Genomic DNA, 25,785 nt, shown 5'->3' on the forward strand with positions numbered 1-25,785 from the left:
CGAAATCCGAGCGGTCGGCTAGCGCGTCACGACCGGTTCGTCCGAACGAAAGGGCCGGACGTCATCGCGCGAGGATCGCGGTGAGGACGGCGTGCAGCGTGCGGGCCGGATCGTCCGGCATGTCCGTGGCGCGCCAGGCGACGACGCCGTCCGGACGGATCAGGCTCGCGCCCGCCGGACCGATCCCGTAACGGGAGAGGAAGGCGTCGTCCGGGTCGGCGAGGTCGGCGCCGATCTGATGGCCGTGCAGGATGAGCCCCAGGCGGGCGGCGATTTCGTCGGCTGCGGACCGCCACCGGCCGCCGTCCGGTCCGGCGAGCAGGACGAAACCGCGCCCGAACAGGTCCACGCTGGACAGCTTCTCGCCGTCGCGGTGAAGCCAGACGTGCGGCGCGCGGAATCCGGGTCGGCCGGACGGCCGGTAGGGATCCTCGGTGCCCGTGTCGGCGGGGTCGTCATCGGTGAGCACCGAGGACGAGCAGTACCGGAACCCGAGGGTGAGTTCGGCGGCGCGCTGCTGGTCGGAGACCTGCTCGGCGCCGGGCTCCGGGGCGTCCGCGCCGGGGGTGCGGGCGGCGACCAGGCGCAGGGCCTCGGCGACGACCCGCTCGGCGATCGGGCGTCGTTCGGCGTCGTAGGTGTCCAGCAGGGCCGGGCCCGCCGTCCCGTCCAGCACGGCGGCGAGCTTCCAGGCCAGGTCGTAGGCGTCACCGACCGCCGTGTTGCCGCCGAAGCCGCCGCTGGGCGGGGTGACCTTGGCGGCGTCCCCCGCCAGCAGGACCCGTCCCACGCGGAACCGGTCGGCGACCGCGCCCGCCATCTCCCACGGCTGGACGGCCTGGATCTCCGGCCGCAGCTCGGGCATCTCGGTGACCAGGCGGATCAGCTCGGCGCAGCGCTCGGTGGTGAAGTCCGCCGGCGACTGCCCCGTGGACGGCTCGTAGGCGACGCTGAGCAGGTGCCGGCCGGCGGCGTGGTCGATCGTGATGAAGACGCCCTTCACCTGCTCGCCGTGGATCACGTGCAGCGTCGGACGGTCCGGGCTGGACAGCGCGCCGAGGTCCGCGTCGAAGATGATGCTGACGTTGTGCCCGAGGCCGCCGGGGCCGTGCCGCTCGACGCCCAATGCATCGCGCACGCCACTGCGGTGGCCGTCGGCGGCGACGAGGTAGTCGGCGCGCACCCGGTGGGTTCGCCCGTCACGCCCGCGGACCTGCGCGGTCACGCCGTGCTCATCCTGCTCGAACGACACGAGTTCGGTGTCGAAGAGCAGCTCGGCGCCCAGCGTTTCGGCGTGCCGCCGCAGGATCGGCTCCAGCACGTCCTGACCGGCGGTACCCGGCGCCGCGGGCGACAGCACGCCGACGTCGGACGTGTCGGCGTCGGTGACCTCCTCGTGGAAGGTCGGCCCCGGCAGGCTGCCCGCCACCCTGACGCGGAAGCCGCCGCCCTGCCCGGGAGCGAGGGCCGGCACGTCCTCGGCGATGCCGGCGAAGCCCAGCAGCTCCATCGTGCGCTGGTTCTGCCCGACCGCCCTGGGGAACGGCGACGTCCCCGAACGCCGCTCGACCAGGAGAACGTCCACCCCGCGCCCCGCCAGGAACGCCGCACCGGCCAACCCGGCCAGCCCCGCGCCCACCACCAGCACCGACACCCGGTCCCGCACCGTCAACTCCCCGAAGTTGATCACCGCCCGGGCCAACGTAACCCAGCCCACCCGCTCCCCGCAGCCGATTGAGCCCGGCCGATTCCCGGCCGACGGGCCATCGATGCCTCGGGTCGGAGGTAAGGAATTGGTTCCCGTAGAGGCTCGTTGCCTCCGGCCTGGTTCGCAGCGCCCGGGCACCGGACGCGAGCGAAGCCGCTGATCCTGGTAGCCCGGTCAGGGTGAACCCGGTGGTGCACGGGCGGCGGCGCACGGCCGACCCCGAGGAGGGCACCGCCCGCCCCGGCCGGAACGTATTTTTTTAGTGATCGCTTCATAAAGCTGCTACGGTGTCCGAGTGATCATCGCAACGGGCGGTGGTCCCGATTCAGGGAGGAAGCCGTGCGACGTTCACGGGTGGTGTCCGGCGTGCTGGCCGGCCTGGTTCTCGGTGCCGGAGCGCTCCCCGGGAGCACGGCCGAGGCCTCGCCGGAACCTCGGAGCTGGGTGGGAAGCTGGGCCGGGGCTCCGGAGCCGGCGGCGCTGTCAGGCCCTTCGCGGGAGGGGTTCGCGAACCGGACGGTGCGGATGGTCGTCCACTCCTCGCTGGCCGGGGAGCGGGCGCGGGTCCGGCTGTCGAACCTGTACGGGGACCGGCCGCTGCGGGTGGGGCACGCGGCGCTGGCACAGGCGGGGAAGGGCGCGGCGTCCGGACCGCAGCGCGAATTGACCTTCGGGGGACGCCGCCAGGTGACGATTCCTCCGGGACGAGAGCTGTACAGCGACCCCGTGCGGTTCGCGGTGAAGGCGTCCGAGGACGTCGTGGTGTCGGTCTATCTTCCGGCGGCGACGGGCCCGGCCACCTGGCACTGGGAATCCCGCCAGACCTCGTACGTCTCGGAGGCGGGCGACCACTCCACCGACCGGGACGGCGGGGCCTTCGGCGGGCGGGTCGACTCGTGGTTCTTCCTGACCGGGCTGGACGTCCTCAGCCGCGGGGCGCGCGGCTCGGTGGTCGTGCTGGGCGACTCGATCACCGACGGGGTCGGCTCGACCCCGAACGCCCATCGCCGCTGGACCGACCGGCTGAACGAGCGGCTCGCGCGCTCGTACGGGGCGCGCCGGCCCGCGGTGCTCAACGCGGGGATCGCGAGCAACAGGGTGCTGAAGCCCGGTGGCGAACTGGGATACCCCGAGTGGGGCGAGAGCGGCCTGGACCGCTTCGCGCGCGACGTGGCCGGGCAGACCGGCGTGCGCAAGACGATCCTGGCCCTGGGGGTCAACGACATCCACATCCCGCCGGGTTCGAGTGCTGCCGACCTGATCGCCGGGCTACGCGACATCGCGGCGCGCAGCCACCGGCGGGGGATGCCGATCGCCGTCGCCACCGTGACCCCGTTCGAGAACAACGCCTACGGCACCTACACGCCGCAGCGGGAGGCGGTGCGCCGGCAGGTCAACACCTACCTGCGGCACAGCCGCGACTTCGACGCACTGATCGACTTCGACGCCGTGGTGCGCGACCCCCGGCACCCGAGCCGGATCCGGCCGGAGTTCGACAGCGGCGACTCCCTCCACCCCAACGACGCCGGTTACCGGGCCATGGCCGACCAGGTCCCGTTGCACTGGCTCACCCGAACCGTCCCGGCGGCAACCACCCACTGACGACCCGCCCAGCGCCGCATCGCACCCGGGCACTAGCCGCCCCTTCCCGGACCCGCTGCCCCCGCCGATCCAGTAGACATGGCTCAACCGCTCCGGACGAACGTCCGGGAACGTAGTTTCGTGCATGCGTCGATTCCTCGGACATCGCCGTCCGACTCCTGGGGCCGATGCTGCTGGGCCTGGCCATCCTCGCCAGCCGCAACCAGGTCAAGCGCTGACCCGCCCCGGGTCTGCCTGCTCGTTCATGGGGTGTACGGCGACCTGCGCGAGCCCGATGCGTCCGGTGCCGGTCAGGCGGATCCGGACGTAACGTCCCCGGGCATCGGTGTCGAGAAGCGTCGGCCGCGCCGCCTTACCGGTGACGTGCACGGTGGTGGCGTCCGCGAAGTCGAGGGTGCCGGAGATCTGGACGTCGAAGTCGGCCCTGGTCATGGACGCGTCGTTCCAGACCTCGATCTGGCCGATGTGCCGGGCGGATCCCAGATCGACCTGCCACCAGGCCCCGGCCTCGGCCAGGGTCCTGCTGTCGGTGGTCGTGTCGCCGTCGACGGCGAGCGAGGCGGTGGCGGTTCCGGCGGTCGAGGACTGGCTGACGATGCCGTGCCGCGCGAGGTCGGGCCGCAACCGCTCGACCCGCTCGGTGCCGGGACGGGATCCCGCCGCGGCGGCGACCCTGAGCGCGTCGTCCGGGAGGACGTCGAGCTTGGTGGCGTTGTCCGCCTTGGTCGAGCCCTGGCCCGCCAGGGGCGGGGCGTCGGTGTCGGTCCAGTTGCCCCGGACGGTGTTCTGGATGCCGTAGCCCGCCCAGTTCGACACCCACTTGTACCCGACGCGGGTGAGCACGTTGCGTTCCACGAGGATGTAGGAGGACTGCTCGTCCAGGTACACGCCGTTGCCGTCGCGTTCGGTGTTGCCGTAGGCGGACCGGTCGATGTAGTTGCCGCTGATCACGCTGCCGGGTTGCGCGCCCTGCGTGTAGATCGCGCCGCCGTCGTGCTGCCCGTACTGGACGAGCATCACGTTGGTGATCCGGTTGCCGGTGATCGCGTTGTCGCGCAGCACCGACTTCTGCGCCGCCGGCTGGTTCCAGCCCCAGCCGACCGAGATGCCCGAGTAGGGCAGCTGGTCGAGGGAGTTGTGGTCGATCGTCAGGCCGGCCTCGTAACCGGCCCAGATGCCGACCGAGTCGGTGTACTCGACGCCCGTCCGGCTGATGGTGTTGAAGGAGACGGTGTTGTGCTCGCCCGCCAGCGCGGCCGGCGGGTTCGGCTCGGTGTCGCCGACGTAGACCGCCCCGGAGGACAGGTCGGTGAAGGTCGAACGCGTGATGCGCGAGTTTTTGGTGCCCGCCTCGAACACCGCTCCGGCGCCGCCGAGCCGGGTGAACGTCGCCTGGTCGATGACGACGCCGGACCCGCCGCGTACCGTCACGGCGGCGGACGGCTTGGTGTAGTACCGGCCCGCGTGATCGACCGGGCCGGTGGCACCGGTCAGCGTCAGGCCCGCCTGCGTTCCCGCATAGCCTTCGTCGGTGCCGGGCTGGTGGTAGGCCGCGTAGGAGAATCCCAGCCCGGACAGCCGCAGGTCGTGCGCGCCGTCCAGCACGACCAGACGCTCGGTCGCCGGGACGACGGCGACGGCGCGCCGCATGTCCTGACCCGGACGGGGCAGGTACGTGATCGTTCTGGCGGCCGGGTCCCAGGCGAACTCACCCGGCGTGTCGAGCAACTCGACGGCGTTCTCGAAGTAGGCGACGCCCGTGTAGCGGCTGGAGTCGACCGCGGTGGAGTCCCAGGCGGGGCCGGTGCGGTCGGTCCCGCTCGACGAGTTCGTCCAGCAGGGCCGCACGAACGTCAGGACGTCGCCGCTCACCCCGGCGATGCGGCAGTGGTAGTTCCGCCACCGGACGCGGATGACGGCCTCGGCCGCCGTCGGCTCCGTCCAGGACGCGACGCCGGTCGCGGTCGCGCCCGTCATGCCGTCTTTGCTGGTGCGGCACACCGACGCGGGGCACGCGTCACCGCGCGCACGCACCGCGCGGTCACCGTCGACGAACAGCTGGCGCGGGCTCAGGCCGTCCGGGACCCTGGCCGTCCAGCGTCCACCCGTGGACGGTTCCCAGCCGCCGATGCGCCGGCCCCCGGACAGCACCGGACGCGCCCCCGGCTCGGCGGTCCACGTCACGGTGTGCCCGGCGCGTCCGGAGTCGGCCGCGCCCAACGTCAGCGGCGCGTCCAGCGGGTAGTCGCCGTCCGCCAGCCGCACCTCGATGTCGCGGTCCATGCCTCCGGCGAGCACCTGGCGGACCTTGTCCCTGGCGACGGCGGGCGAGCACGGACGCGCCGCACTGCACGCCGCGCCGCTTGCCCCGGACGCGACGTGGTAGATCTTCGGGCCCGGCTCCGCCGAGGCGGGCGACGCGACGGCCCCCGCCGCGAGCAGTCCGCACGCGACGGCCAGAGCTCTGACGCCTGTCTTTCTGACGCCTGTCTTCATGAACCATCCAATCCGGGTGCTGTTCGAACGGGCTCGTCGCCGGTGAGAACGGGCTGGTCGCCGGTGAGAACGGGCTGGTCGCGGGTGAGAACGGGCTGGTCGCTAGTGAGTCGCCACTGCGGTCGCCACTGAGAAGGCGCTGAACTCGGCCAGGCCGGGTGTTCCCGCGGCGCGGGCGCAGTCGAACACGCCGACGTCCTGACGCGCGGCGACCTTCGGGACCGTGGCGGTGCCGAGCCGGGTCCAGGTGACCGCGTCGGTGGAGTAGGCGGCGGTGAAGGACGAGCCGTCGCGCGTCAACCTGAGCCGGACCGGTGCCCGGGCGGTGCCGGATCCGCTCTTGACCGTGTGGTCGATGTAGCCGTCCCCGTCGCCGTCCCAGCCGAACGAGACGCCGTTGCCGGGGGTGAGGTCGAGCTCGACGTAGCCGGGGGAGGACCCGGCGGCGGTCAGGTCGTTCCGGATCATGAGCCCGGCCTTGGCGAAGGCGTCCACCGGCTCCTGCTGGTCGACGCGGACGGTCGCCTGCCCGTGGTCGGCGAACGCGCCGGGTCGGTAGACGGTGCCGTACTCGTCGGCGTGGTCGCCCTGCCAGGTGTCGGCGCCGGCGGCGAGGATGCCGAGCCGGTCGCCGGACTGCATGAAACGCGCCCTCGGGGCCGTGCCGGTGGAGTCGAACGTCCGCCAGGGCGCGGTCGGTGGCGCGGCGAGCACCTGGAAGGTGCGCGGCTGCGCCTCGGTCTCGCCGTCGATGGTCGCTCGGACGAGCCCCGGCCGCGTGGCCGCCGGGCCGTCGAGATGCCCGCGCAGCGTGAGGTCGACGGTGGTGGAGCCGTCCGCCGGGACGGTGAACGGGGTGTCGCCGCCGACGATGGTGAAACCGTCCGGCGGGGTGACGGTCACGCGTCCGCTCGCGCCGTGGTGGCCGGTGTCGTCGATGGTCACGGGCAGATGGAGGTCCGTGGCGTCCGGCGAGTCGAGTTGCAGCGCCGGGAGCGGACGGATGCGGATCGGCGCGAACATGACGCGCCAGCCCAGTTTCGGTTCCCGCCAGTAGGTCTGCAGCCCCTTGGTGTGGAAGCCGGGGACCGGGACCGGTGAGCTTCCGGCCGGGTTGAGCATGAACTCGCTGGACGTCCAGTACATCTGGCCGAGCAGGTGCGGCCGGTGGTCGAGCAGCTGGTTGTACCCGTCGATGAGCAGGGCCTGGTAGTACTCGGTGCCCTTGCCGTAGCCGGGGTGCCCCTTCACCGCGTCGGCGCCGTACTCGCTCAGCACCATGGGCTTGCCGCCGTCCATCGCGGCGATCGAGTCCAGGGTTGCGGCGACGTCGCCGATCGCGCCGTAGTACCAGCCGTCGTAGTCGTTGACGCTGACCAGGTCGTCGTAGGCGTAGCCCTTGTCGGCGGTGTGCCACGCCGTGACGTGGGTGAACAGGCGGCTGCCGTCCAGAGCCTTACCGTGGGCGATGGTCTGCCGGACGTACTGCGCGCCCTGGACGGAGTCGGTGCCGTTCTCGTTGCCCACCGACCAGGCGATGACGCTCGGATGGCCACGGTCCCGGTGGATCATCCCGTCCAGCTGCGCGTCGCCGAACGCCACCATCTTCGCGCTGGACAGCACGGCCGGGTCGAAGCGCTGGGTGACGTTCACCTCCTCGATCACCAACAGGCCCAGACGGTCGGCGGCGGCGAGCTCGCCCGGCGTGGTCGGGTAGTGCGCCGGGCGGAAGATCCGGAACCCCTTGTCGCGCAGCTGCTTCAACTCCCGGTAGGCGAGCCCGTCGGGCTGCGCGCGGCCCAGCCCCGGATAGTCGGTGTGCCGGTTGAAGCCGTGCAGGTTCTCGACCGGCTTCCCGTTCAGCAGCACGTCCAGCCCGCGGGTGGCGACATCGCGGAACCCGGTCTTCTCGGACAGCGCCCGTCCCGCGCCCTGCAACGGCTGAAGGTCGATGGTGTACAGCTGCGGGTGGTCCAGGTCCCAGAGCCGGGGTTCGGCGACGTGCAGCACGATCGGTGCGCCATCGACCTGCGGGGCTCCGGACGGAAGCGTCGTGGTGACCCGCCGGGCGGGCAGCGCGACGCGCCCGTCGGGGCCGTGCACGCTCACCACGGCCTCGACGTTCTGCGCCCGGCCGGACGCGTTGATCCCGCTAGGGCGCAGCGTCAGCGTGCCGTTTCCGGCGCCCTGCGCCGTGAACCCGGTCAGCGCCACCCTCGGGCTCGTCTCCAGGTGGACGTCCCCGAAGATGCCGCCCCAGTTCCAGTACAGCTGCGGATTGACCGCGAACTCTTCGGTGGCCCTGTTGTCCACCAGGACCGCGATCGTGTTCGTCCCGGCGTGCAGGTGCCCGGTGACATCGAACCGCGCGGGCAGATAGCCGCCGGTCGTCGTCCCGACCTGTGTGCCGTTCACGAACATCCGGCAGGTCCAGTAGCAGGAGTCGAAAACGAGCGTCGTCTGTCGGCCGTCCTGGCCGGGTGGCGCCTCGACCGTGCGCCGGTAGACGCCGACCAGGCCGTCGTCGTCGTTCCATCGCGCTCGAACCGCGCCGAACGAGTCGGGCACCAGAACGGTGGTCAGCGCCGGATCGTCGAACCCGGGCCGCACCGCCGGAGGGCTGTCGCCGTCCAGTGCGCCGCCGGGGAGTTGCGCTGCGGAGGCGAAGGCCCATCCGCCGTCGAGGGACGTCGCATCGGTCCGGTGAGTGACGACGCTCAGTGTCGCGGAGACGTGGCCGTTCGGGGTGTCGGCCTCGGCGCGCAGCACATGTGCGCCGGACGGGAACCAGGCGGCGTCGGTGGCGGTCCGCCAGGTCGGTGGCAGGCCCGTGCCCTTCGCGTACTGGTCGGTGAGCTCGGCGAACGCGATGCCGTCGATCGAGAAGCGCACGGCGGTGGTGCCCGCCGGTGCGGCCACCGCGACATCGGTGACGCCGCGCAGGTCATACGCGGTGGGCTGGACGAAGCGCAGCCCGTCAGCGGCAGCGGCCGGACGCGAGCCCGGCATGGACAGGGCGAGGACGACCAGCAGGGCGGCGCAATACGCGACCGCTGGTCGCCAGGTCGGGGAGGCGGGGCGGGCCATGGGAGCTCCGGGGCGGTGGGAGGTCAGGGCTGGTCGGAGACGGCCTGGGCTCGGTCATGCGCGGGAGGGGACGAGACCTGAACGTTGATGCTCAATGATGCGCAAATTAGGTCGAAAGTCGATACGAGTCAACAGAAGTGCGCATTTTCACGCGGGAATCGGTGATGTATCGTCCGGGGACGCCAACCCCCCTCTGGCGTCCCCGTGGTCTCGACACCGAGCGGAGAACACGTGAATCCCTCCACGAACCGCCGGCACCGATGGTCGCGCAAGCACTCCGTCCTCGCGGTCCTGTCGGCTCTCGCCCTCGTCCTGGTCACCCCGTCCGCCGCGTTCGCCTCCCCGACCGGAAGCCTGAACTGGTCCATCACCGACGCGCCCGCCGCCGGCCTGCACCGCGGGGGCGGCACGTGGGAGGGCGCCGTCTCCGACATGGCCACCGACACCGTCCTCCACATCGGCACCTGGACGCTGGCCGAACCGTCACTGCTGTCCCCGTCCCATGTCGCGTGGGCCGAGCGGTACCTCGACGGCTACAACTGCACCCTCAGCCAGATCCCCTACTTCAACGTGGACTACCGGTCACCGATCGGCTGGTCCAGCACCGGAACCCAGTACAACGGCACCCTCAGCGCCGCCCGTGAAGGCGGACCCTGCACCGGCGAGCAGGGATTCGCGACCAGTGGCAGCGGAGCCCTCGTCAACGTCCGCGCCGGATCCTGACCGAGCGATTCCCGACCCGCTTCTGCCCCGGAACGCCACCCGTGCTCCGGGGCAGGTGAGACGTGCACTGGAGAGCGCATGCGCCGCCTGATGTCGATGCCGACCGCCCTGGCCGTCCTCGCCGCCCTGGCCGTCCTCGCCGCACTGACCGTCGCGCCGACCAGGGCGTCCGCCGCGCCCGCGGCCGCACCGGAGGTCGTCCCGGCGTTGCGGTCCTGGAACGGCGGCACGGGCACGTTCTCGCTGCGCCCGGGATCACGCATCGTGGTCGACGCCGCGCACGCCACCGACCTGCTGGACGACGCCCGAACCTTCGCCGCCGACCTGGGCACGACCCGGCTCCCCGTGGTCACCGGCAGGCGCCCCGGACGAGGTGACATCTTCCTCACCTCGCGTCCCGGGGAGGCGGCCGAGGCCTACGACCTGACCGTCGACGCGTCCCATGTGACGATCAGCGGCGGCCCGACCGGCGTTTTCTACGGCGAGCAGACCGTCGAGCAGATCCTGAAGTCCACTCCCGGCCACGCCACCCTCCCCGTCGGCACCGCCCACGAACGGCCCGTCCGGCCCGAACGCGGCGTCATGATCGACACCGCGCGCGAGTACTGGCCCGTCGCCACGCTGCTGGACACCATCCGCCAGATGGCCTGGATGAAGCTGAACACCTTCCACTGGCACGTCACCGACAGCGAGGCGTTCCGCCTCCGCCTGCCCGGCTACGAAGGGCTGGCCGCCGCCCGCTCCTACTCGCCCGACGACGTGCGGACGATCGAGGCGTACGCCCGCCGCTACCACGTGTCGGTCGTCCCCGAGTTGGACATCCCGGGCCACGCCACCTCGCTCACGGCGTTCCGGCCGTCCCTCCGCTGGGACTGTCCGTCGATGAACCAGATCATCCACGCCGGACGCGTCGATCCCGGATTCACCGTGGACATCACCAAGCAGGCCAACGTCGCGTGGCTGGACGGTCTGGTCGAGTCGTTCCTGTCGGTGTTCCACTCGCCGGTCGTGCACCTGGGCGGCGACGAGACCCCGGACGCGACGCTGCAGGGCCAGTGCCCAGAACTCGGCGCCTACGCGAAAAGCCAGGGCTATGCGAAGACCGAGGATGTGTTCCTCGCCTACGAGAACCACCTCGACGACCTGGTCCGCGGCCACCACCGCACTCTGGAGATCTGGGGTTGGTGGCCGCAGGTCGGCGGGGGCGGATCGATAGCGGTCGACAAGGACGTCCATATCCAGGCGTGGCTGGGCGACGAGGCCACGTTCCTCGCGCAGGGCTACCACGTGCTGGTCAGCAACGAGCACTCCCGCCTGTACGTCGTCCCCAAGGACCCGCCGGGAACGGGCAACGGCAACTACATCCCGGACGACGCGGCGCTGTACGGCTCCTACGCACCTCCGGCGTCGTCGCAGGTCGATGGCGTGCAGGTGGCGGAATGGGGAGACAACGCCTACCCCATGCCCGCCGCGTACTTCGCGCACTACCTGCGCCGTCCGATGCAGATCCTCGCGTCGAGCGCGTGGAACGGACCCCGGAGCGGTAGTCACCTCGACTACGAACTGACCGCAGACCGGATCGGCAACGCCCCGGGAGTCGCCGAAACCGGCGACCCCACCGCGACCGTGCTGCACGGCACTCCCAACGGAGCCGACAACGCTGCCGCCGCCTTCGACGGAGACCCGGCCACGGCGTTCACCGGCACGTCCGCGGGCATGGACGTCGGCCAGGCCGCGCAGGTCAGCGAGGTGCGCCTGCTTCCCCGGAGCAACCGGACCGCCGACCTGGCCGCCCTGGTCGGCGGCCGGATCCAGGGATGCGGCGACGGCCCGGACACCGGCTGCCACGACCTGGCGAAAGTGCGCTGGACACCCACGATGGACTGGCTGACCCTGCCCGTGGACGACGCCGCCCGCTACCGGTGGCTGCGCTACGTCAGCCCACCGGGCTCCACCGGCGCGGTCGCCGAAATCCAGTTCCTCACCCCGCCGGCGAGCCCGCTCCAGGTGCGGGTTCAGGCACCGCCACGCCTCTCCCCATCCGCCCCGACCACGGTGACGGTGACGCTCACGAACACCTCAGACCGCCCGGCCGACCACCTGTCCCTGAAGGTCACCGCCAACGGGCGAGCCGACCAGGGACGACTGGACGGCGCGCAGAACCCGCTGCCCGGAGCCATAGGCCCCAGGCGAACCATCGCGATCCCGGTAACGCTCCCCACCGGACACGCGGCGGCAGGCGACTACCGCATCACCGCGGATCTCACCTATCGGCAGAACCCGGGAAGCGCCGAACGACTCACCACCCGCGCCACGGCCTTGAGCACGGTTCCGGTCGTCTCACTCACCCAAGCCTTCGACGACATCGCCACCACCGATGACACGAACCCGCAACGCGGCAACGTCGACGGCGCGATGAGCAGCTTCTCGCGCCAAGACCTGGCCGCTGCTGGAGCAGCACCCGGCAAGCCGGTAACCGCTGACGGATTCCGCTACATCTGGCCCGACACCCCCGCAGGCGAGCCCGACAACACCCTTGCGCACGGCCAGACCATCCCGCTGAGCGGCCGAACCGACCGCGTCGGACTGCTGGCCACCGCCACCTACGCGCCGTCCGGCAACCTCACCGGCACCGGCAAGCTCACCTACACGGACGGCACGACCACACCCTTCACGATCAGCGTCCCCGACTGGAGCGCAGCCTCCCCGACGGGAGCCGTGGTCGCCGTCCACGGCACGAAGGTCAACGGGTTCGGCCGAGCGCAGCTGACCCGCACGGCCAACGTCTACTCCCTCGCCATCGCATCGGATCCCACCAAGCAACTGGCCTCGATCAGCCTGCCCTCCGGCCCCGAATGGGTGACGGGCAAGGCTCCCGCCCTCCATGTCTTCGCCGTCAGCACATGAGCCGCGCCGGCCCCGCCGCCCGGGTTCGGCCCACGTCCTGATCCCGTGACGTAAGCGCTACAAGATCAGGACGCGCGTTGCATACCGGCCCGCCTGGTGAAGGGCCGGGGCGTCCAGCTTGCGCTGAACTGGCCGTGCCCGCAGGTTCCCCAACCTCGGGGTTCGACGTGGGGGAGGAGGTCCCGCTGACTGCGCTGGTTCAGGTCGATGGCTGGGTGGCGTGCATTCTCCTTCGCTTGATCCGGCTGGGAGTCTGCTGCCGGTGGGCCGCGATGGTGGTCGCGGTGCGGACGAATGCCGCGAGTGCGGATGCGCGGTGCCCTTGTGGCCAGGCGAGGAGGAGGGTGGTGGGCGGGGCGTCGGTGACGGGGACGCAGGTCAGGTCGTCGCGGAGTTGGCCGCGTACGGATGCGGGCACCACGGCGACCGCGCGGCCGAGCGCGATGAGCTGCATGAGTTGGCCGACGTCTCGTACCGACAGCCTGTCGGGGGAGTTGGGGGGATCGGCCGACCAGTGGGGCATTGTTTCGCCCTCCAAGTCGGCGAGACGTACGCTCGCCCGGTCGGCCAGGTGGTGGTTGTGGGGGAGGACGACGACCTGGTCTTCGGTCAGGAGGTCCTCGGTGTCCAGACCGGTCAGGTCGGCGTTCGAGCGGTGCAGGAGGCCGACGTCGGCGCGACCGTCGCGGATCATCTGGGCGCGTTCGTGGGCCGAGCACAGGACGATGTCGACCGGGATCGCGTCCGGGACGGTCCGGTAGGCGGCCAGGATGTCGGGCAGCAGGCCGCAGTCACCACCGGCTTTCATCACCAGGACCAGCCGTGAGGCGGGCCGGCCCGCGCGCTGGGCGCGTCGCACGGCCGCGTCGACCGCGTCCAGGGCCCGGCGGCTCTCGGTGAGGAACACCTCGCCGGCCGGGGTGAGCGTGACCTTTCGGCTGTTGCGTTCCAGCAGCGGCACGCCCATCCGGCGTTCGAGCCGGCTGATGGCCCTGGACAGCGGCGGCTGCGCGATGCCCAGACGCTCGGCCGCCCGGCCGAAGTGCAGTTCTTCGGCGACCGCCACGAAGTACGCGAGCTCGCGGGTCTGCAGTCGATCCATACCCTGAGGGTATCGGCCGAGACTCAGCCGGGCATTGTCCTGCTGCGGCCCCGGTGGTGAGGTCATCGTCATGACTGACGAGACGATCGCCCTGATCACGGGAGCGAACAGAGGAGTGGGGCGTGCCGTCGCCCGCCGGCTCGCGGATCGCGGCGCGACGGTCCTTCTCGGCTCCCGGGACCTGGGACGCGGCGAGGAGGCTGCCGAGGCGCTCAGGTCCGGCGGCGGTGACGTACGCGCCCTCAAGCTCGACGTCACCGACGCGGCGACGATCGAGTCGGCCGCCGGACAGATCGACGAACGCTTCGGTCGGCTCGACGTGCTGGTCAACAACGCCGGAATCTCCGGCAGCCCCGGACAGACGGAGCCGGCGACCGCCGACCTGGACCTGGTCAGGCGGGTGTTCGAGACCAACGTCTTCGGTGTGATCGCGGTGACCAACGCCATGCTGCCGCTGCTGTCGCGCTCGGCGGCGGCCCGCATCGTCAACGTGTCCAGCGGTATCGGGTCGCTCGCCTACATGACCGATCCGGACCACTACATGTCCCGGTTGCCGGGGCACGCGGCGTACCCGCCTTCGAAGACGGCGCTCAACTCCTTGACCGTGCAGTACGCCAAGGACCTTCGGGAGCGGGGCATCCTGATCAACGCCTGTACCCCTGGTCCCTGCGCGACGGACTTCACCCGGCACCTCGGCCTCCCCGTCACCCGCACGGCCGACGACGGCGCCGCGATCGTGGTGCGACTGGCCACCCTGGGCGCGGACGGCCCGACCGGAGGGTTCTTCGACGACGACGGCGTGGTGCCGTGGTGATCGCTCGTATGCAGGCCCGCGTATTCGGCTGACCGATCCGATCATCGGTCATCGCGCCCTCCCGCCAAGAACTTCGACCGCGACCAGCATGAGCAGGGGCGGGCGCAACAGGCAGGCCGACAGTACGCCCTCGTCGGGCGTCACCAATCCCGCGTTGATGTGCGGCCGGGTGGGAGTACCTGGTCGCTCACGTGGCGAAGGGCGGGGAGTGCCTCGGGCGTTGAGGTCTTCCACGGCGAACGGCGCGCGAGAGATTCGGGTCGCGGGAGTGGCCTCTTTCGGTCTCTCTCCGGTGACCAGGCGCGCGGGGAGATGGTCCGAGCGCGCCTCGACGGGCATGCCGCTGTCGTGAGCGAGTGCGGCCAGCGCCACGGAGCTCCAGGCGATGTGGTCGGGAAGGTGCGGTCCGCTGAGCGGCCTCCCAGGTATCGTGGCTTTCGAATCGGGGGTCCTTGGTGAGGAACTGGGCGGTGACGTAGCTCAGCAGTTTCTCGCTGATGAGTTGGAAATGCTCCAGTCGCTCGGGCCCTTTCCAACCCTGGAGTTCGCCGGGACGGCCGGCGCGGCGACGATATCCGCGTCTCTCCTCCTGGTCACTGGGTCCATGGCGGAAGGACAGGTTCCCGCCTTCTCATGATCAACGTGGTGCCGCTTTGCGGGAACCGGACTGCAGCGGGCTGCGCCCGGAGATGTCAGGCGTGGTCCTGCTCTTCCTCGTGGCACGGGGGCGGTGGGGTGGGAGGTTGAGAACGTTGAGCAGACGGGTCGGGCTTCGGTCGGGAACACCGCGGGGTGCTTGGGAAGTTCGCCTGCCAGTCGGCGAGCAGGAGGCGGCGTCTGCTGGATGCGCCGGCGTTCCTGCGGATCGCGAGCTCGGGTTCGAGGTAGGCGAGGGCCGCGTCCGGATTCCCGGGAATGAAGAGGATTTGGATGCGGTCTTCCAGGACCTCGTCCTCAGAGGAGCCGAACGACGCGGTGGCGTCGGGACGGGGATGCGGCCGCAGCGCGCTGAGCACCCGCGACCTGCGGACCCGTCCGGAGGCGGACGGCCCGACCGTGGAGATCGCGGGCACGATGATCTTCGGTTCGGTGTCCGCCCGCGCTCCTAAGCGCACCCTGCGGGACCGTGCCCGCGCCCGGCTGAACCCCCGAGGCGACCGCGCCCGCTGCGGTGCCGGCGACGACCGGACGCGCGGCGGCTCCGGCGAACGCGGCTCCGGCGGGCGCGGCGGGCGGGGCGTTAGAGGACGCCTTCGACGACGGTCTGAGTGATCTGCGGCCTGCCGAACAGCGCGAGCAGCCGGTTGGCGTTCTCCACCCGTTCCAGCGGGTCGTCATCGTGGCCCTCGAAGCCCGCCGCGAGCAGGCTCCGCGGCACCGCGTCCGCGTCGAGCAGGACGCGCCAGTACGCTGCGGACAGCCCCAGGTACTCCAGGCCGGCCAGGCGGGTGATCTCCAGCGGGTCGGCGAGCGTGTCGGGGTAGGCGGCCAGCGTCCGCAGTTTCGGGCAGCCGAAGACCGGGGCGAGGCTGTGCGGTTCGTCCTCCCAGACGCCGAGGTGCAGCACCTCCAGGTCAGGATGCGCAGCGGCCTTCACACTCGAACGGTTCCCGACGTTCACGTAGGCGACCTCCGGCGTCGCGTCCGGCGTCCGCCCCCAGGTCTCCCGCCCGTGGACGATCATGTCGGTGAGCGAGTCGGCGACCGGCTCCGCGCCGATGCGCGCGCTACGGCTCAGGAAGATCACCTGTCCCGTGTACCCCGCCGGGCCGGGCGTGAGGTCGATCGCGTAGACGTCACCGCCGCGGTCCTCTCCGAACGCGATCCAGCCCGGCGATCCGACCAGCCCCTGCACCGCCGAGTCCGGCCGCGTGACGACCGCCTCAGTAGCGGCGTACTCCCACAGAGGCGGAGAGAAAGCCGGACGGGACGCGGCGTCCGCGATGTACAGCGAGTCCAGCGGATAGAGCTTCGCGCGGACGGCGCTCGCGTGGCTGTTCATCGCCTCGTCGCCGTCGAAGTCGCTCCACCGCGACCGGGTGACGCGGTAGATCGCCTTGAGCTCCTCGGGTAGGGCGATGCCGAGCCGCGCCTCGGCGGCGGCGATCTCCTCGTCCGTCGCGCCGATCGCGTCGGGGAGCCGTTCGCGGAGCGTCCGCTCCAGCAGCGCCGCGTCCGCCGTGGGGGAGGGTGCGGCGTCCGGGGCCGGTTCGGGGAGGCGGCGCCAGGGCTCCGGGACGGCGCCGTCCACGAGGACGACCGAGCCCGGTCCGTTGGTCCCCATGCCCGGTCGCGCGGTGGTCGTCTGATGAATCAGGCGCAGGACGATCCGTCCGGACGCCTCGAAGTCGGCGATGAACGAGATCTCGTCCCTGCCGCCGAGCGCCTCCTGGACGCGCCGCACGGCATCCCTTTCTTCCTGCATGTCCTCGATCCGCATGGCCCGGCCGGGAGTCATGGGCGGCCGTTTCACCGGGACGCTCCAGACTCCCGGCGCGATCGACCCGGCAGCCCGGCCTTCGGGGGCGTCGAGGGCCGCACGCATGAGCTTCAGCAGGGGCTCCCAGGTGGCGAAGTCGTCGAGCGCGGGCATGGTCGGCCTCCGGTGCGGTCTCGAAGATCATTTGGAGGGGCGATTGTGCCAGAATCGTCCGACCTTTTCGTTCGGATCAGTGCCCGGCGAGGATCTTGAAAGCTCGATTGTGGCGTGCCGGATGGGTGGGAGGACGGGTCAGCGCACGCGGGGCGGTGTGGGAGCCGCCTTCTCCAGGTCCTCGATGCTGCCGGACATGATCGTGCGCAGATGCTCGGTGATGTGCGGCAGGGGCCAGTCCCACCACGCCAAGGCCAGGAGGCGGTCGATGTCCTCGTCGGGGTAGCGGCGGCGCAGGAGCTTGGCCGGGTTGCCGCCGACGATGCCGTAGTCGGGCACATCACGCGTGACCACCGCGCCGGTCGCGATGATGGCCCCGTGCCCGATCCGGACGCCGGGCATCACGGTCGCGCCGTTGCCGAACCACACGTCGTTGCCCACCACGGTGTCGCCGGGGTTCGGCAGTCCGGTGAGCAGGTCGAAGTGCTCGGCCCAGGAGCCGCCCATGGTGGGGAAGGGGAACGTGGACGGGCCGTCCATGCGGTGGTTGGCGCCGTTCATGATGAAACGCGTGCCCGTGCCCAGGGCGCAGAACTTCCCGAGGACGAGCCGCTCGGGCCCGTAGTGATAGAGCACGTTGCGGGTCTCGAACGCGGTCGGGTCGTCCGGGTCGTCGTAGTACGAGAACTCACCGACCTCGATCAGCGGGGACTTCACCAGCGGCTTGAGCAGCACCACGCGGGGCTGTTCCGGCATGGGATGCAGGACGGTCGGGTCGGCCGGTACGGGGGGCATCGTGGAGATGGTTCCTCTCGGTCTGGTCGGCAGGCGACGCTATTGCGACAGGCGTCGCTTTAGTATGTTTTCACAGTTCAGCCCGTTGATCCACTGCTCGGCACGGCGCGCGCCGAACTCGGCGGTCCTGGCTGCGAGGCGTTCCTTCTCGCCGGGTGGCCCCGCGAGCGGGGTGCCGTCACGGCGGCCGTCGCGGCACTGCCCTGTCCTAGACCTGTCCCGGGAGACCTCGATCCCGGGACCCGAGCCGCTTCCGGGGGCACCGGCCCGATCGCCGCCGTCGGTACGGCGACGCCGGGCCGCAGCGCGTGGCACGGCCCGGCGACGCCATGGCGGTCGGCCGTGGGTCAATGGCTCTGCCAGGTGAAGCGGGCCCGGTCGAATCGCGAGGCGGCGAGGTCGTCGGGAGTGATCAGCCAGAACAGCGTTCCGCCGTCTCCCCATGTCATCCCCGCGTCGTCGTCGGATGCGAACTGGGCCAGCAGTTCCCATCTCGCAGCTTCGCGCTCAAGGCGCGGGTCGCCGTAGTCCGACGTGCCGAGGACGCTCCAGGCGATCTCGTAGGCGGGTTCGTGCTGGACGATCCACGGGCGCCCGGCGACCTGGTGCCCTGGTTCGTCGTTGTCGATGAGGACGTACTTGAACGCCTCCAGCTCGTCCAGGCCGTCCGGTGGGATGCCGAGTGACTCCCACACCTCGGGATCGGTGATCCGGAGCGGCGGCACCGCCGGCTCGGCCCGCAGGGACACCTGGCGGAACGGTTCCAACGGCTGCGGAGCCGGACGCGGCGCGGTCTCGACGCCCTCCGGCACGTACAGGACGCGCGAGGCGGCGCGGGTCTGCGGGTCCGCTGCGCTCACGAAGGACGCGTAGTCGTCGAGCTGCCCGTCGAAGTAGAAGAACAGCAGCTCACCGCCCTCGGGCAGGCCCGTTCCCGGCAGCCGGGCGCAGTCGAGCGAGGCGACGAACGACAGCGGGCCGTGGCCGTCGCAGGACGGCCACCGGGTGTCGGGCGGCAGACGCGGTTCGCCTCCGAGGCGCCCGACGACCCGGTCGTCCGGCCCCGCCGCGTGCATGCCAGGTCAGCGGCGAGCAGGTGCAGGCGTGGGGCAGGTCGCCTGGGATCAGGTTGGCGGCCCCACTGGGAGCAGCTGCACGAACGGTGTGTGGACGGGATGTGGCGTCGTCGTCTGTCGACCGGGTGGACTCAGAAGGGCGTGGAGCAGGCCGGCCGGTGGTGGTTGCGCACGTTCGGCGGGATCCTCGGCCAGCTTCCGCGGCCCGTCGTCGGCTGAACAGGCCCAGGCGCGACCGGTCCGCGGCCGGGGTGATCGGCCGCGGACCGGAGAAGGCGCCGGTTCCAGGATGCCGCCTACGTCGTCAGGAGGTGGGCCAGGTGAGGGCGTCGATGGTGATGGTGCCGGTGCCGGGGTCGGCGTCTAGGCCGATGGCTTTGGTGGTGGTTGTGGTGGGTGTGTGCCAGGTGATGGTGGTCCATTGGTTGGGGGTCAGGGTGGTGGGTGTGGTGAGGGTGGGGGTGTAGTTGGGGTCGCGGGTGAACGGTGTGACGGTGGTGGGTTGGGTGGCGTGGACGTGGTAGGTGATCGTGGCTCCTGGGGTGAGGTTGGTGGTGGTGCCGACGGCGGTGTGGCCGTTGGTGTTTTGGGTGAAGTGCAGGGCGTGGGTGCCTTCGTAGGCCAGGTCGGTGGTGACTGCGGGGCCGGCGTTGCCGTAGTAGCCACTCCAGCCCTGGGTGGTGCCGTCCTCGAACCCGACCGTGACCGCCCCCGGCGGGGTCGTAGGCGGGGTCGTGGGCGGGGACGAGGTCATCGCGTCGTGGAAGGCCGGGCCCTGCGCGGTGAGGGTGGTCGAGCCCTTGACGAGCGCGAAGTCGCCGTGGTCGGTGGCGGTGTAGATCATCGTCGCCTTCGGCGCCGGGGTCAGCGCGCGTAGGGTGGCCAGCGCCGTGGTGGTCCATTTGGCGAGGTAGGGGGCGTTGGCGCCGTCGGTGTAGACCGGACCCGTGGCGTTCGGGTCGATGTTCCACTCCGAGACGATGTAGTCGAGCGGGTGGCCCAGCTTCGCGGTGACGGCGTCCTCGACGTTGGTGACGTGGGTCTGCCAGTGCGGCAGGTTGCCGGTGCAGGTGTCCTGCCAGCCGGCGGCCTTGGAGTCGCAGACATACTCGTGCCAGGACAGCAGGTCGGGCTTGGGAACGGCTCCGGCCACGAACGTGGCGAGGTAGTCGACGTAGGAGTGGTCGACGCGCGAGGTGACCGGCCCGACGTACTTGTATCCGGCCGAGGGGTATCTGGCCTTCAATGTGGGGATCACCGCGTTCCATGCCGCCGTGTAGGCGTCGGCGGTGACGGGCGGGTTGGCGGCCAGGTCCGGCTCGTTGCCGAACTCCAAATACGCGGTTCCGTCGCCGAAGACCTGGTGGACGAGGTCGAGCAGGTGCGTGTCGGTCGCGGTGATGGCGCCGGTGGTTCGTCCGCCGCCCGGACCCCGCAGGATCAGCACCGGAGTCGCGCCGACCGTTCTCACGGCTTTCAGGGCGGTGAGCAGCTGCGCGTCGGTCACGGTCGCGCCGCCGTCGAACGCGGCCCGCAGCGGCACCCGGATGAACGGCAGGCCCCAGCTGCGGAACAGCGCCTGGGTGTCGGCGTTGGTCGCCAGGGAGTCGTTGGCGTTGTAGAAGGACATGTTGGCGCCGAAGAGGGGGTCGGCGGTCGCGGTCGCCGGTCGGGCAATCGCGGCTGTCGGAGCGGTGGCCGCGGCGGGGCCCGGCGGGCTCGCCGACAGGCAGACGGCGGTGGCCGTCAGTGCTGCGGCGGCGCACGCGCCTGCCGCCCGCCGCGGGCGCGGACCGGCGGACCATGGTGCGGGCATGGGCTCCTCCCGGGAGTCGGTGGGTGTGCGGCAAGGTTGCGCGCCGCACGCGACCTGCGGCAACGCCGATCCCGGGATTCCGGTCAAACAATCAAAACCGCATCAAAGCGCTGCGGGTCTCCGCATGTGGGGTCGGTCGTCAGGACCGCTCGTAGGCGTCGATGGCGAGTTTGGCGCCGTAGTCGCCGTCGTCGGTGTCGATGACCCTGATCACGGCGAGCCGGCCGGTCGGGCGGGAGCGCAGGCAGAAGCTGCTTCCGGGCGGCACGCGCGGGAAGCGCAGGATCGTGTCGCCGTCGAGTGTCGGCAGCCGCGTCGGGGCGCTGGCGAGGCCGGCCGCGCAGGCGTCGGCCGTCAGCGATGCGCCGCCGGGTGCGGGGACGTAGGCGTCGGTGGCGGCGGGAAGCTCGAAGGCCCCGTGCCCGTCGCCGCCTGCGTTGCTGCTCATCGTCCAGCCGCCGTGGCCCTCGACGACCGTGCCGGCGTCGAGGTCGATGTAGAAGTTGTAGTCGGGGAGTTCCAGGCGCCGGTCCCGGTAGACCGGGGCGTAGGAGGAGCGAGCGTGCGCCAGGCCGCTGCTCGGCGTGGCGGTCCTGCTGGTCGGCGTCCCGCGGTCGTGCGTGTGCCGGGGGCCGCCGAGCAGCAGGACGGCGATGCCCGCCGCGATGCCCAGCGCGATGACGGCGGCCGCGGCGACGAGCAGGCGCCGCGCTGGTACCCGGTTCCGCCGGTGGGCCGGGGAGAGGAGCGCGGCGACCTGCTCGTCGCGGGCGGTGGTGCCCGGATGCGGCAGTGACGCAGGGACGCCGTCCGGCAGCGCGGCGGTCGCGGCGTCGACGACCTCCTGCGGCGTGGGACGGCGGTCCGGATCCTTGGCCAGGCAGCGCAGGATCAGCTCCCGCAGCCGACGGTCCGCTTCGCCGCCGCCGTCCAGCCCGGACAGGTCCGGGTCGGCGTGGACGACGCGGTACAGCACCTCGCCCGCGCCGCCGTCCCCGAACGGCGGGTGCCCGGTGGCGGCGTAGGCGAGCAGCGAGCCGAGGGCGAACACGTCGGCCGCGCCGGTGAGCGGGCGCCCCTCCGCCTGCTCGGGCGCCATGAAGGGGACGGTACCGACGCGGGCGCCGGTCTGGGTGAGCCGCGAGGCGTCGGCGGTGGCCGCGACACCGAAGTCGATGACCTTGGGGCCGTCGCCGTCCAGCAGCACGTTGGAGGGTTTGAGGTCGCGGTGCAGCACCCCGGCGGCGTGGATGGAACCGAGCGCCTCGGCGGTCCCGGCCGCCAGGGCGAGCACCGCCTCGGCGGGCAGCGGCCCGCGCTCCTCGACGACGTCGCTGAGCGCCGGACCGCGCACGTACGCGGTGGCCATCCACGGCGGTTCGGCGTCCGGATCCGCGTCGGTGACGGCGGGCGTGCAGGGGCCCTGGACGCGCCGCGCGGCGGCGACCTCGGCGGCGAACCGGCGCCGGAAATGCGAGTCCTCGGCGACATGCGCGCGGACGACTTTCACCGCGACCGGCCGTCCGGTCCTGGTCGCGCCCAGGTAGACGACGCCCATCGAGCCGCTTCCCAGCCGTCCGAGCAGCCGGAACGGCCCGATGCTGGCCGGGTCGGAGCGCATCAGCGGGGCGACGGCCGCGGTGCGGTCATCGGCCGTGGCCGTCCGCCGCGCCGCGCTCCGATCGGGACGGTCCGTCCGGCCGGAAGAACCCGTGCGGTCGTCCGCGGAGACCGTGCCGCTCTCGGACAGCGGGACGCGGCCGTGCTGCGGTGCGGTACCGTCCGGCCGTGGTGCGGCGGCGTCTCGCGCGGTCTCCTGTGCGGCATTCCGCGTGGTCTCCCGCGTCCCCTCGCGTGCCTTGTCGGCGACCTGCGCGGTGACCAACTCGGGATGGGTGGAACGCAGGGTGTCGTTGAGCCGCGTCCAGATCGCGTGCCACTCTTCGGTGTCTCCGCCGCACGCCTGGACGTAGGCGCGAGTGACGTCCCAGGTGGGCAGGGCCCGCCCCGAAGCGGCCATCGAGAGCACGGACGCCGAGTAGCAGGCCGTCTTCGCCAGCTGGCGGTAGGCCGGACTTCCCGGCGCCTTCGCTCGCAGGGCGCGCAGCCCCAGGGCGAAGTCGTGCAAAGGCCCTTCGGGGACCGGCGCCTCGCGTCTGCCCATGACCGCCTCTCCTCAGTCGGCCCCCGTGCCACTTCGCATGACCATGTTTTCGCTGCCGGACGGCAAGGGTCAATGTTGGCCTTTCCGGACGCGGCGCGCCGCGGTCCGAACCCGTCCCGGACGGTCCGTTCGCCTCCCGGTCGGGTGTCGGCCGCGTTCGGTCCGAGCAGAAAGCGATACGCGAATCCCCTTTTGGGATGGTCCTCTGCGACGGTGGCGCCGCCGTCGCGCAGGCCGGTGTTCCACCAGGACGGCGTCGTCTTGAAGGGGAGTTTCGTTCTGCATCTGCTGGCTCAGGGATCACGCCAGGTTGGGGTGGATTCGCCGGTGAGATGGCGGGTCATCAAGTCGATCATCGCGATGTGGATCACGGCTCCGGAGCGGGCAGGCAGCGTCCCCGTAGTCGCGGACCGGGCGGCGGTGCAACATCAGCCGGCCGAACGTGCGCTCCACCACCCAACATGAGGGCAGCTCGTCGTTGTCCCAGTGATCTGTCCGATGCCCGGTGGAAGCTGATCGAGCCGACCCTGGCCGCCTGGCCCGAGCAGCGCCGCGCCGCCGTGCTGGACTTCGGCGTCCACCCGAACATGACCTGCGTGCCATGATGAACGCGGTCCTCGACCTCAACCGCACCGGATCCCGTGGCGCTACCTGCCGCACGACTGCCCGCCCTTCCAGACTGTCTACGCCTACTTCGCCCGGTGGGGGCACGACGGGGTGTTCGCCCGGCTCACCGGGTTGCTTCGGGCCTGGTCCGTAAACGGGAAGGGCACCGGCCCCAGCCCAGTGCGCGCATCATTACGGCGGTTCTGCGGGCCTTGATAGACCCCGGGTAGGCGGCCTGGTAGGCCGCTGCTCGCGCGCGCCTTTTTGTTTTGGCAACGTCCGCGACCTGGGCTCGAAGGTCGAGATCGGCCGAGGACGGCATGCAGTCCGGCCCGGCCGGCCGCGAGACGTCCTTGCCGTAGCCGTTCGACGCAGGAACTTCAAGGCGTTTTCCCACGTGGCCCTGCCCGGCAGACACCGATTCCACCAATCAATCAATGACCAAACAAAAGCGACTCCCCATCGATCGCAACGATTTGTATAAATGCCCTATGTCAACGAAAAGCGGCCATAGCCCGCTCCGCTTCATCCGCATCGTCGCCGCGTTCGCTGTAATCCCCCTGGCTGTCAGCGCGCTGGTAGCCGCCGGCCCGTCCGCCCAGGCGGCCCCGTCAGCCCGGTCCGGGCAGGCTGCCCCGTCCGGGACCGACACCTTGCTCGTCTCCAATTACGACCATCAGTTCGTGGCCACCGACACCGGCGCCGGGGGCAACATCAGGTCCCGCAGCGCCGCCCCCGGTCCCTGGGAGCACTGGAAGTTCGTCCCGACCGGTGACGGCGACAACTCGTTCTACCTGTGGTCCAACCAGGCCAAGAACTATGTGTCGGCCGAGTTCGGCGGCCAGCCGGGAACCAGCCAGTACGGGATCCTCGACGTCCGGTCGGGTTCGACCACGCCGGGCCTGTGGGAGACCTTCTACTACCGGGCCAACTCCGACGGCACGATCAGCTTCGGTGCCTACGACGGTCACGGCACCTACTACGTCGTCGCGGCCGAGGAAAGCTGGAGCGGCAACAGCAAGGGGACGCTACGCGCCCGCACCTCCGCCAGTTCGATCGGGCCGTGGGAGAGGTTCGTGTTCACCAACCGGTTCGTCTCCGGCTACGACGACTATCCGGCCGCATGGAAAGCGGGCAAGGACACGTTCCGCAACCTCTGGGGCTGGAACCAGGAATGCGTGTCCTTCGCCGCGTGGAAAATTTATGAGAACTCTGGAGGCACACAGGTTCCCAGAGACAGAAATCTTCCCTCTGACTGGCGTAGGTCCATCGACGTCGTGGATAACTGGGGCAACGCCGGAGACTGGTCGGCCAACGCCGCGGGCAATGGAGCGACCGGCAACAGGACACCCAGCGTCGGCTCGATCGCGCAGTGGGACAACAACGCCGACAATGGCCAAATGAAGGTCGGGCACGTCGCCGAGGTGACCGCGGTGTTCCCGGACGGCGGCATCACCATCGCCGGATACAACCTGCGGGAAGACGGCCGGTTCTCCACCCTGTACTTCCGTGCGGGGCAGGGGGCAGTGGACACCTCCAACGGCCACAACGCCTGGACGGTGCCCTGGCCCGACCACTTCATCCATATCAAGGGCTTCTGATCCCGCCACGACAATCCGCCCGAGCGTCCAGGGTGCAGCCGAACCCGTCGGCCCCCGGCAACCGCGATGCCCTCACCCGGCTCCCGGGTGAGGGCATCCAGCCATGCGAACTCGGCCCCACCAACGGCCCAGGTGAGCTGCCAGCAAGCCCCGATCGTCCTTTAGTCCGCCGGTTGTGGTCATCGCTGGACCGTCTGCGCCTGGCCAGGCCCGGATGGACTTCCTAGTGCTACTGTCCGAGCACGCCCGCGTCGTCCTGGAGGTCGACGGCCGGCTGCTCTACGCCGACCAGAACGGCCGGGCCGACCCGCAGCGCTACGCCGCGATGATGGCTGAGGACCGGGCTCTGACCCTCAGCGGCTATGAGGTCTATCGGTTCGGCACCGCTGAGTTCGCCGACCCCGAGACGGCCAAATCCCACCTCAACACGTTCTTCGACCAACTACTCGACCGCCATGGCTGCGTGTCTACGCCCACTCGGTGACCCGTCGCAGACCCCGCCAGTGTCAGCGGTCTGAGCGGAGCAGCCCCCGGGGTGGTGTCCTGGCCCGCACGTCCACTCGGTCTCGACCGGGTGGGCTTGTGTGGCGTACCGCGCTCGGCGAGCATCAACACGAGAAGACCGCAGGAAGGGCTGCGGAGCCTGATCGGCTGAAGCGTTCACGGGCTATTTGTGCCACGAAGATTTGCCCCAG

The 25,785-nt window shown here is 71.1% G+C and carries 18 protein-coding genes; 8 read left to right on the forward strand and 10 right to left on the reverse strand.

What is annotated here, in order from left to right:
• Nucleotides 1-61: 61 nt before the first annotated feature.
• The gene (rdmE, locus tag ACFPCY_RS18630; RefSeq protein ID WP_378256789.1) at nucleotides 62-1,690 is read right to left on the reverse strand and encodes an aklavinone 12-hydroxylase RdmE; all 1,629 of its coding nucleotides are present in this window, start codon (nucleotides 1,688-1,690) and stop codon (nucleotides 62-64) included.
• Nucleotides 1,691-2,047: 357 nt separating this feature from the next.
• Here rdmE and ACFPCY_RS18635 point away from each other — a divergent pair, with 357 nt between their 5' ends.
• Nucleotides 2,048-3,310 carry an SGNH/GDSL hydrolase family protein gene (locus ACFPCY_RS18635; protein ID WP_378256791.1) on the forward strand — a complete coding sequence of 421 codons (1,263 nt, stop codon included), beginning with the start codon at nucleotides 2,048-2,050 and terminating at the stop codon, nucleotides 3,308-3,310.
• A gap of 207 nt (nucleotides 3,311-3,517) precedes the next feature.
• Here ACFPCY_RS18635 and ACFPCY_RS18640 read toward each other — a convergent pair whose 3' ends face one another.
• Together ACFPCY_RS18640 and ACFPCY_RS18645 are read right to left on the reverse strand one after the other, a co-directional pair.
• Nucleotides 3,518-5,806: a galactose-binding domain-containing protein gene (locus ACFPCY_RS18640; protein ID WP_378256794.1), complete on the reverse strand. Its 2,289-nt coding sequence runs from the start codon at nucleotides 5,804-5,806 to the stop codon at nucleotides 3,518-3,520.
• Nucleotides 5,807-5,908: 102 nt separating this feature from the next.
• Nucleotides 5,909-8,893, reverse strand: a complete 2,985-nt coding sequence (locus ACFPCY_RS18645) for a glycoside hydrolase family 2 TIM barrel-domain containing protein (RefSeq protein WP_378256796.1) — start codon at nucleotides 8,891-8,893, stop codon at nucleotides 5,909-5,911.
• A gap of 231 nt (nucleotides 8,894-9,124) precedes the next feature.
• Here ACFPCY_RS18645 and ACFPCY_RS18650 point away from each other — a divergent pair, with 231 nt between their 5' ends.
• Both ACFPCY_RS18650 and ACFPCY_RS18655 read left to right on the forward strand, forming a co-directional pair.
• Nucleotides 9,125-9,616 carry a hypothetical protein gene (locus ACFPCY_RS18650; RefSeq protein WP_378256798.1) on the forward strand — a complete coding sequence of 164 codons (492 nt, stop codon included), beginning with the start codon at nucleotides 9,125-9,127 and terminating at the stop codon, nucleotides 9,614-9,616.
• 78 nt (nucleotides 9,617-9,694) lie between these two features.
• A complete protein-coding gene (locus tag ACFPCY_RS18655; RefSeq protein WP_378256800.1) occupies nucleotides 9,695-12,523 on the forward strand; it encodes a family 20 glycosylhydrolase in 2,829 nt (942 codons plus the stop codon).
• 199 nt (nucleotides 12,524-12,722) lie between these two features.
• Here ACFPCY_RS18655 and ACFPCY_RS18660 read toward each other — a convergent pair whose 3' ends face one another.
• A complete protein-coding gene (locus tag ACFPCY_RS18660; RefSeq protein ID WP_378256802.1) occupies nucleotides 12,723-13,625 on the reverse strand; it encodes a LysR family transcriptional regulator in 903 nt (300 codons plus the stop codon).
• A 70-nt stretch (nucleotides 13,626-13,695) separates the two neighbouring features.
• Here ACFPCY_RS18660 and ACFPCY_RS18665 point away from each other — a divergent pair, with 70 nt between their 5' ends.
• Nucleotides 13,696-14,439 carry an SDR family oxidoreductase gene (locus ACFPCY_RS18665; RefSeq protein WP_378256804.1) on the forward strand — a complete coding sequence of 248 codons (744 nt, stop codon included), beginning with the start codon at nucleotides 13,696-13,698 and terminating at the stop codon, nucleotides 14,437-14,439.
• Nucleotides 14,440-15,131: 692 nt separating this feature from the next.
• Here the strand turns inward: ACFPCY_RS18665 and ACFPCY_RS18670 are convergent.
• The 6 genes from ACFPCY_RS18670 to ACFPCY_RS18695 form a co-directional block, all read right to left on the reverse strand.
• Nucleotides 15,132-15,554, reverse strand: coding sequence for a hypothetical protein (locus ACFPCY_RS18670; protein WP_378256806.1), 423 nt, complete (start codon nucleotides 15,552-15,554; stop codon nucleotides 15,132-15,134).
• Nucleotides 15,555-15,679: 125 nt separating this feature from the next.
• Nucleotides 15,680-17,032, reverse strand: coding sequence for an SMI1/KNR4 family protein (locus tag ACFPCY_RS18675; RefSeq protein ID WP_378256807.1), 1,353 nt, complete (start codon nucleotides 17,030-17,032; stop codon nucleotides 15,680-15,682).
• A gap of 138 nt (nucleotides 17,033-17,170) precedes the next feature.
• Nucleotides 17,171-17,836 carry a CatB-related O-acetyltransferase gene (locus ACFPCY_RS18680; protein WP_378257510.1) on the reverse strand — a complete coding sequence of 222 codons (666 nt, stop codon included), beginning with the start codon at nucleotides 17,834-17,836 and terminating at the stop codon, nucleotides 17,171-17,173.
• A 338-nt stretch (nucleotides 17,837-18,174) separates the two neighbouring features.
• Nucleotides 18,175-18,903 carry a YwqG family protein gene (locus tag ACFPCY_RS18685; RefSeq protein ID WP_378256809.1) on the reverse strand — a complete coding sequence of 243 codons (729 nt, stop codon included), beginning with the start codon at nucleotides 18,901-18,903 and terminating at the stop codon, nucleotides 18,175-18,177.
• 304 nt (nucleotides 18,904-19,207) lie between these two features.
• Nucleotides 19,208-20,719, reverse strand: a complete 1,512-nt coding sequence (locus tag ACFPCY_RS18690) for a hypothetical protein (protein ID WP_378256811.1) — start codon at nucleotides 20,717-20,719, stop codon at nucleotides 19,208-19,210.
• 139 nt (nucleotides 20,720-20,858) lie between these two features.
• The gene (locus ACFPCY_RS18695; RefSeq protein ID WP_378256813.1) at nucleotides 20,859-22,883 is read right to left on the reverse strand and encodes a serine/threonine-protein kinase; all 2,025 of its coding nucleotides are present in this window, start codon (nucleotides 22,881-22,883) and stop codon (nucleotides 20,859-20,861) included.
• 461 nt (nucleotides 22,884-23,344) lie between these two features.
• On the opposite strand from ACFPCY_RS18695, the gene ACFPCY_RS18700 reads away from it, so the two are divergent.
• From ACFPCY_RS18700 to ACFPCY_RS18715, 4 genes are all read left to right on the forward strand, one after another.
• Nucleotides 23,345-23,488, forward strand: a complete 144-nt coding sequence (locus tag ACFPCY_RS18700; protein WP_378256815.1) for a hypothetical protein — start codon at nucleotides 23,345-23,347, stop codon at nucleotides 23,486-23,488.
• Nucleotides 23,489-23,519: 31 nt separating this feature from the next.
• Nucleotides 23,520-23,705: a transposase gene (locus tag ACFPCY_RS18705; RefSeq protein WP_378257512.1), complete on the forward strand. Its 186-nt coding sequence runs from the start codon at nucleotides 23,520-23,522 to the stop codon at nucleotides 23,703-23,705.
• Nucleotides 23,706-23,980: 275 nt separating this feature from the next.
• Nucleotides 23,981-25,090, forward strand: a complete 1,110-nt coding sequence (locus ACFPCY_RS18710) for a CHAP domain-containing protein (RefSeq protein WP_378256817.1) — start codon at nucleotides 23,981-23,983, stop codon at nucleotides 25,088-25,090.
• A gap of 226 nt (nucleotides 25,091-25,316) precedes the next feature.
• Nucleotides 25,317-25,574 (forward strand): hypothetical protein, encoded by a 258-nt coding sequence (locus ACFPCY_RS18715; RefSeq protein WP_378256818.1) that lies wholly within the window; start codon nucleotides 25,317-25,319, stop codon nucleotides 25,572-25,574.
• Nucleotides 25,575-25,785 lie beyond the last annotated feature (211 nt).

Origin of the sequence: Actinomadura gamaensis (assembly GCF_042652125.1) — a bacterium.
Taxonomy (GTDB): Bacteria; Actinomycetota; Actinomycetes; order Streptosporangiales; family Streptosporangiaceae; genus Spirillospora; species Spirillospora gamaensis.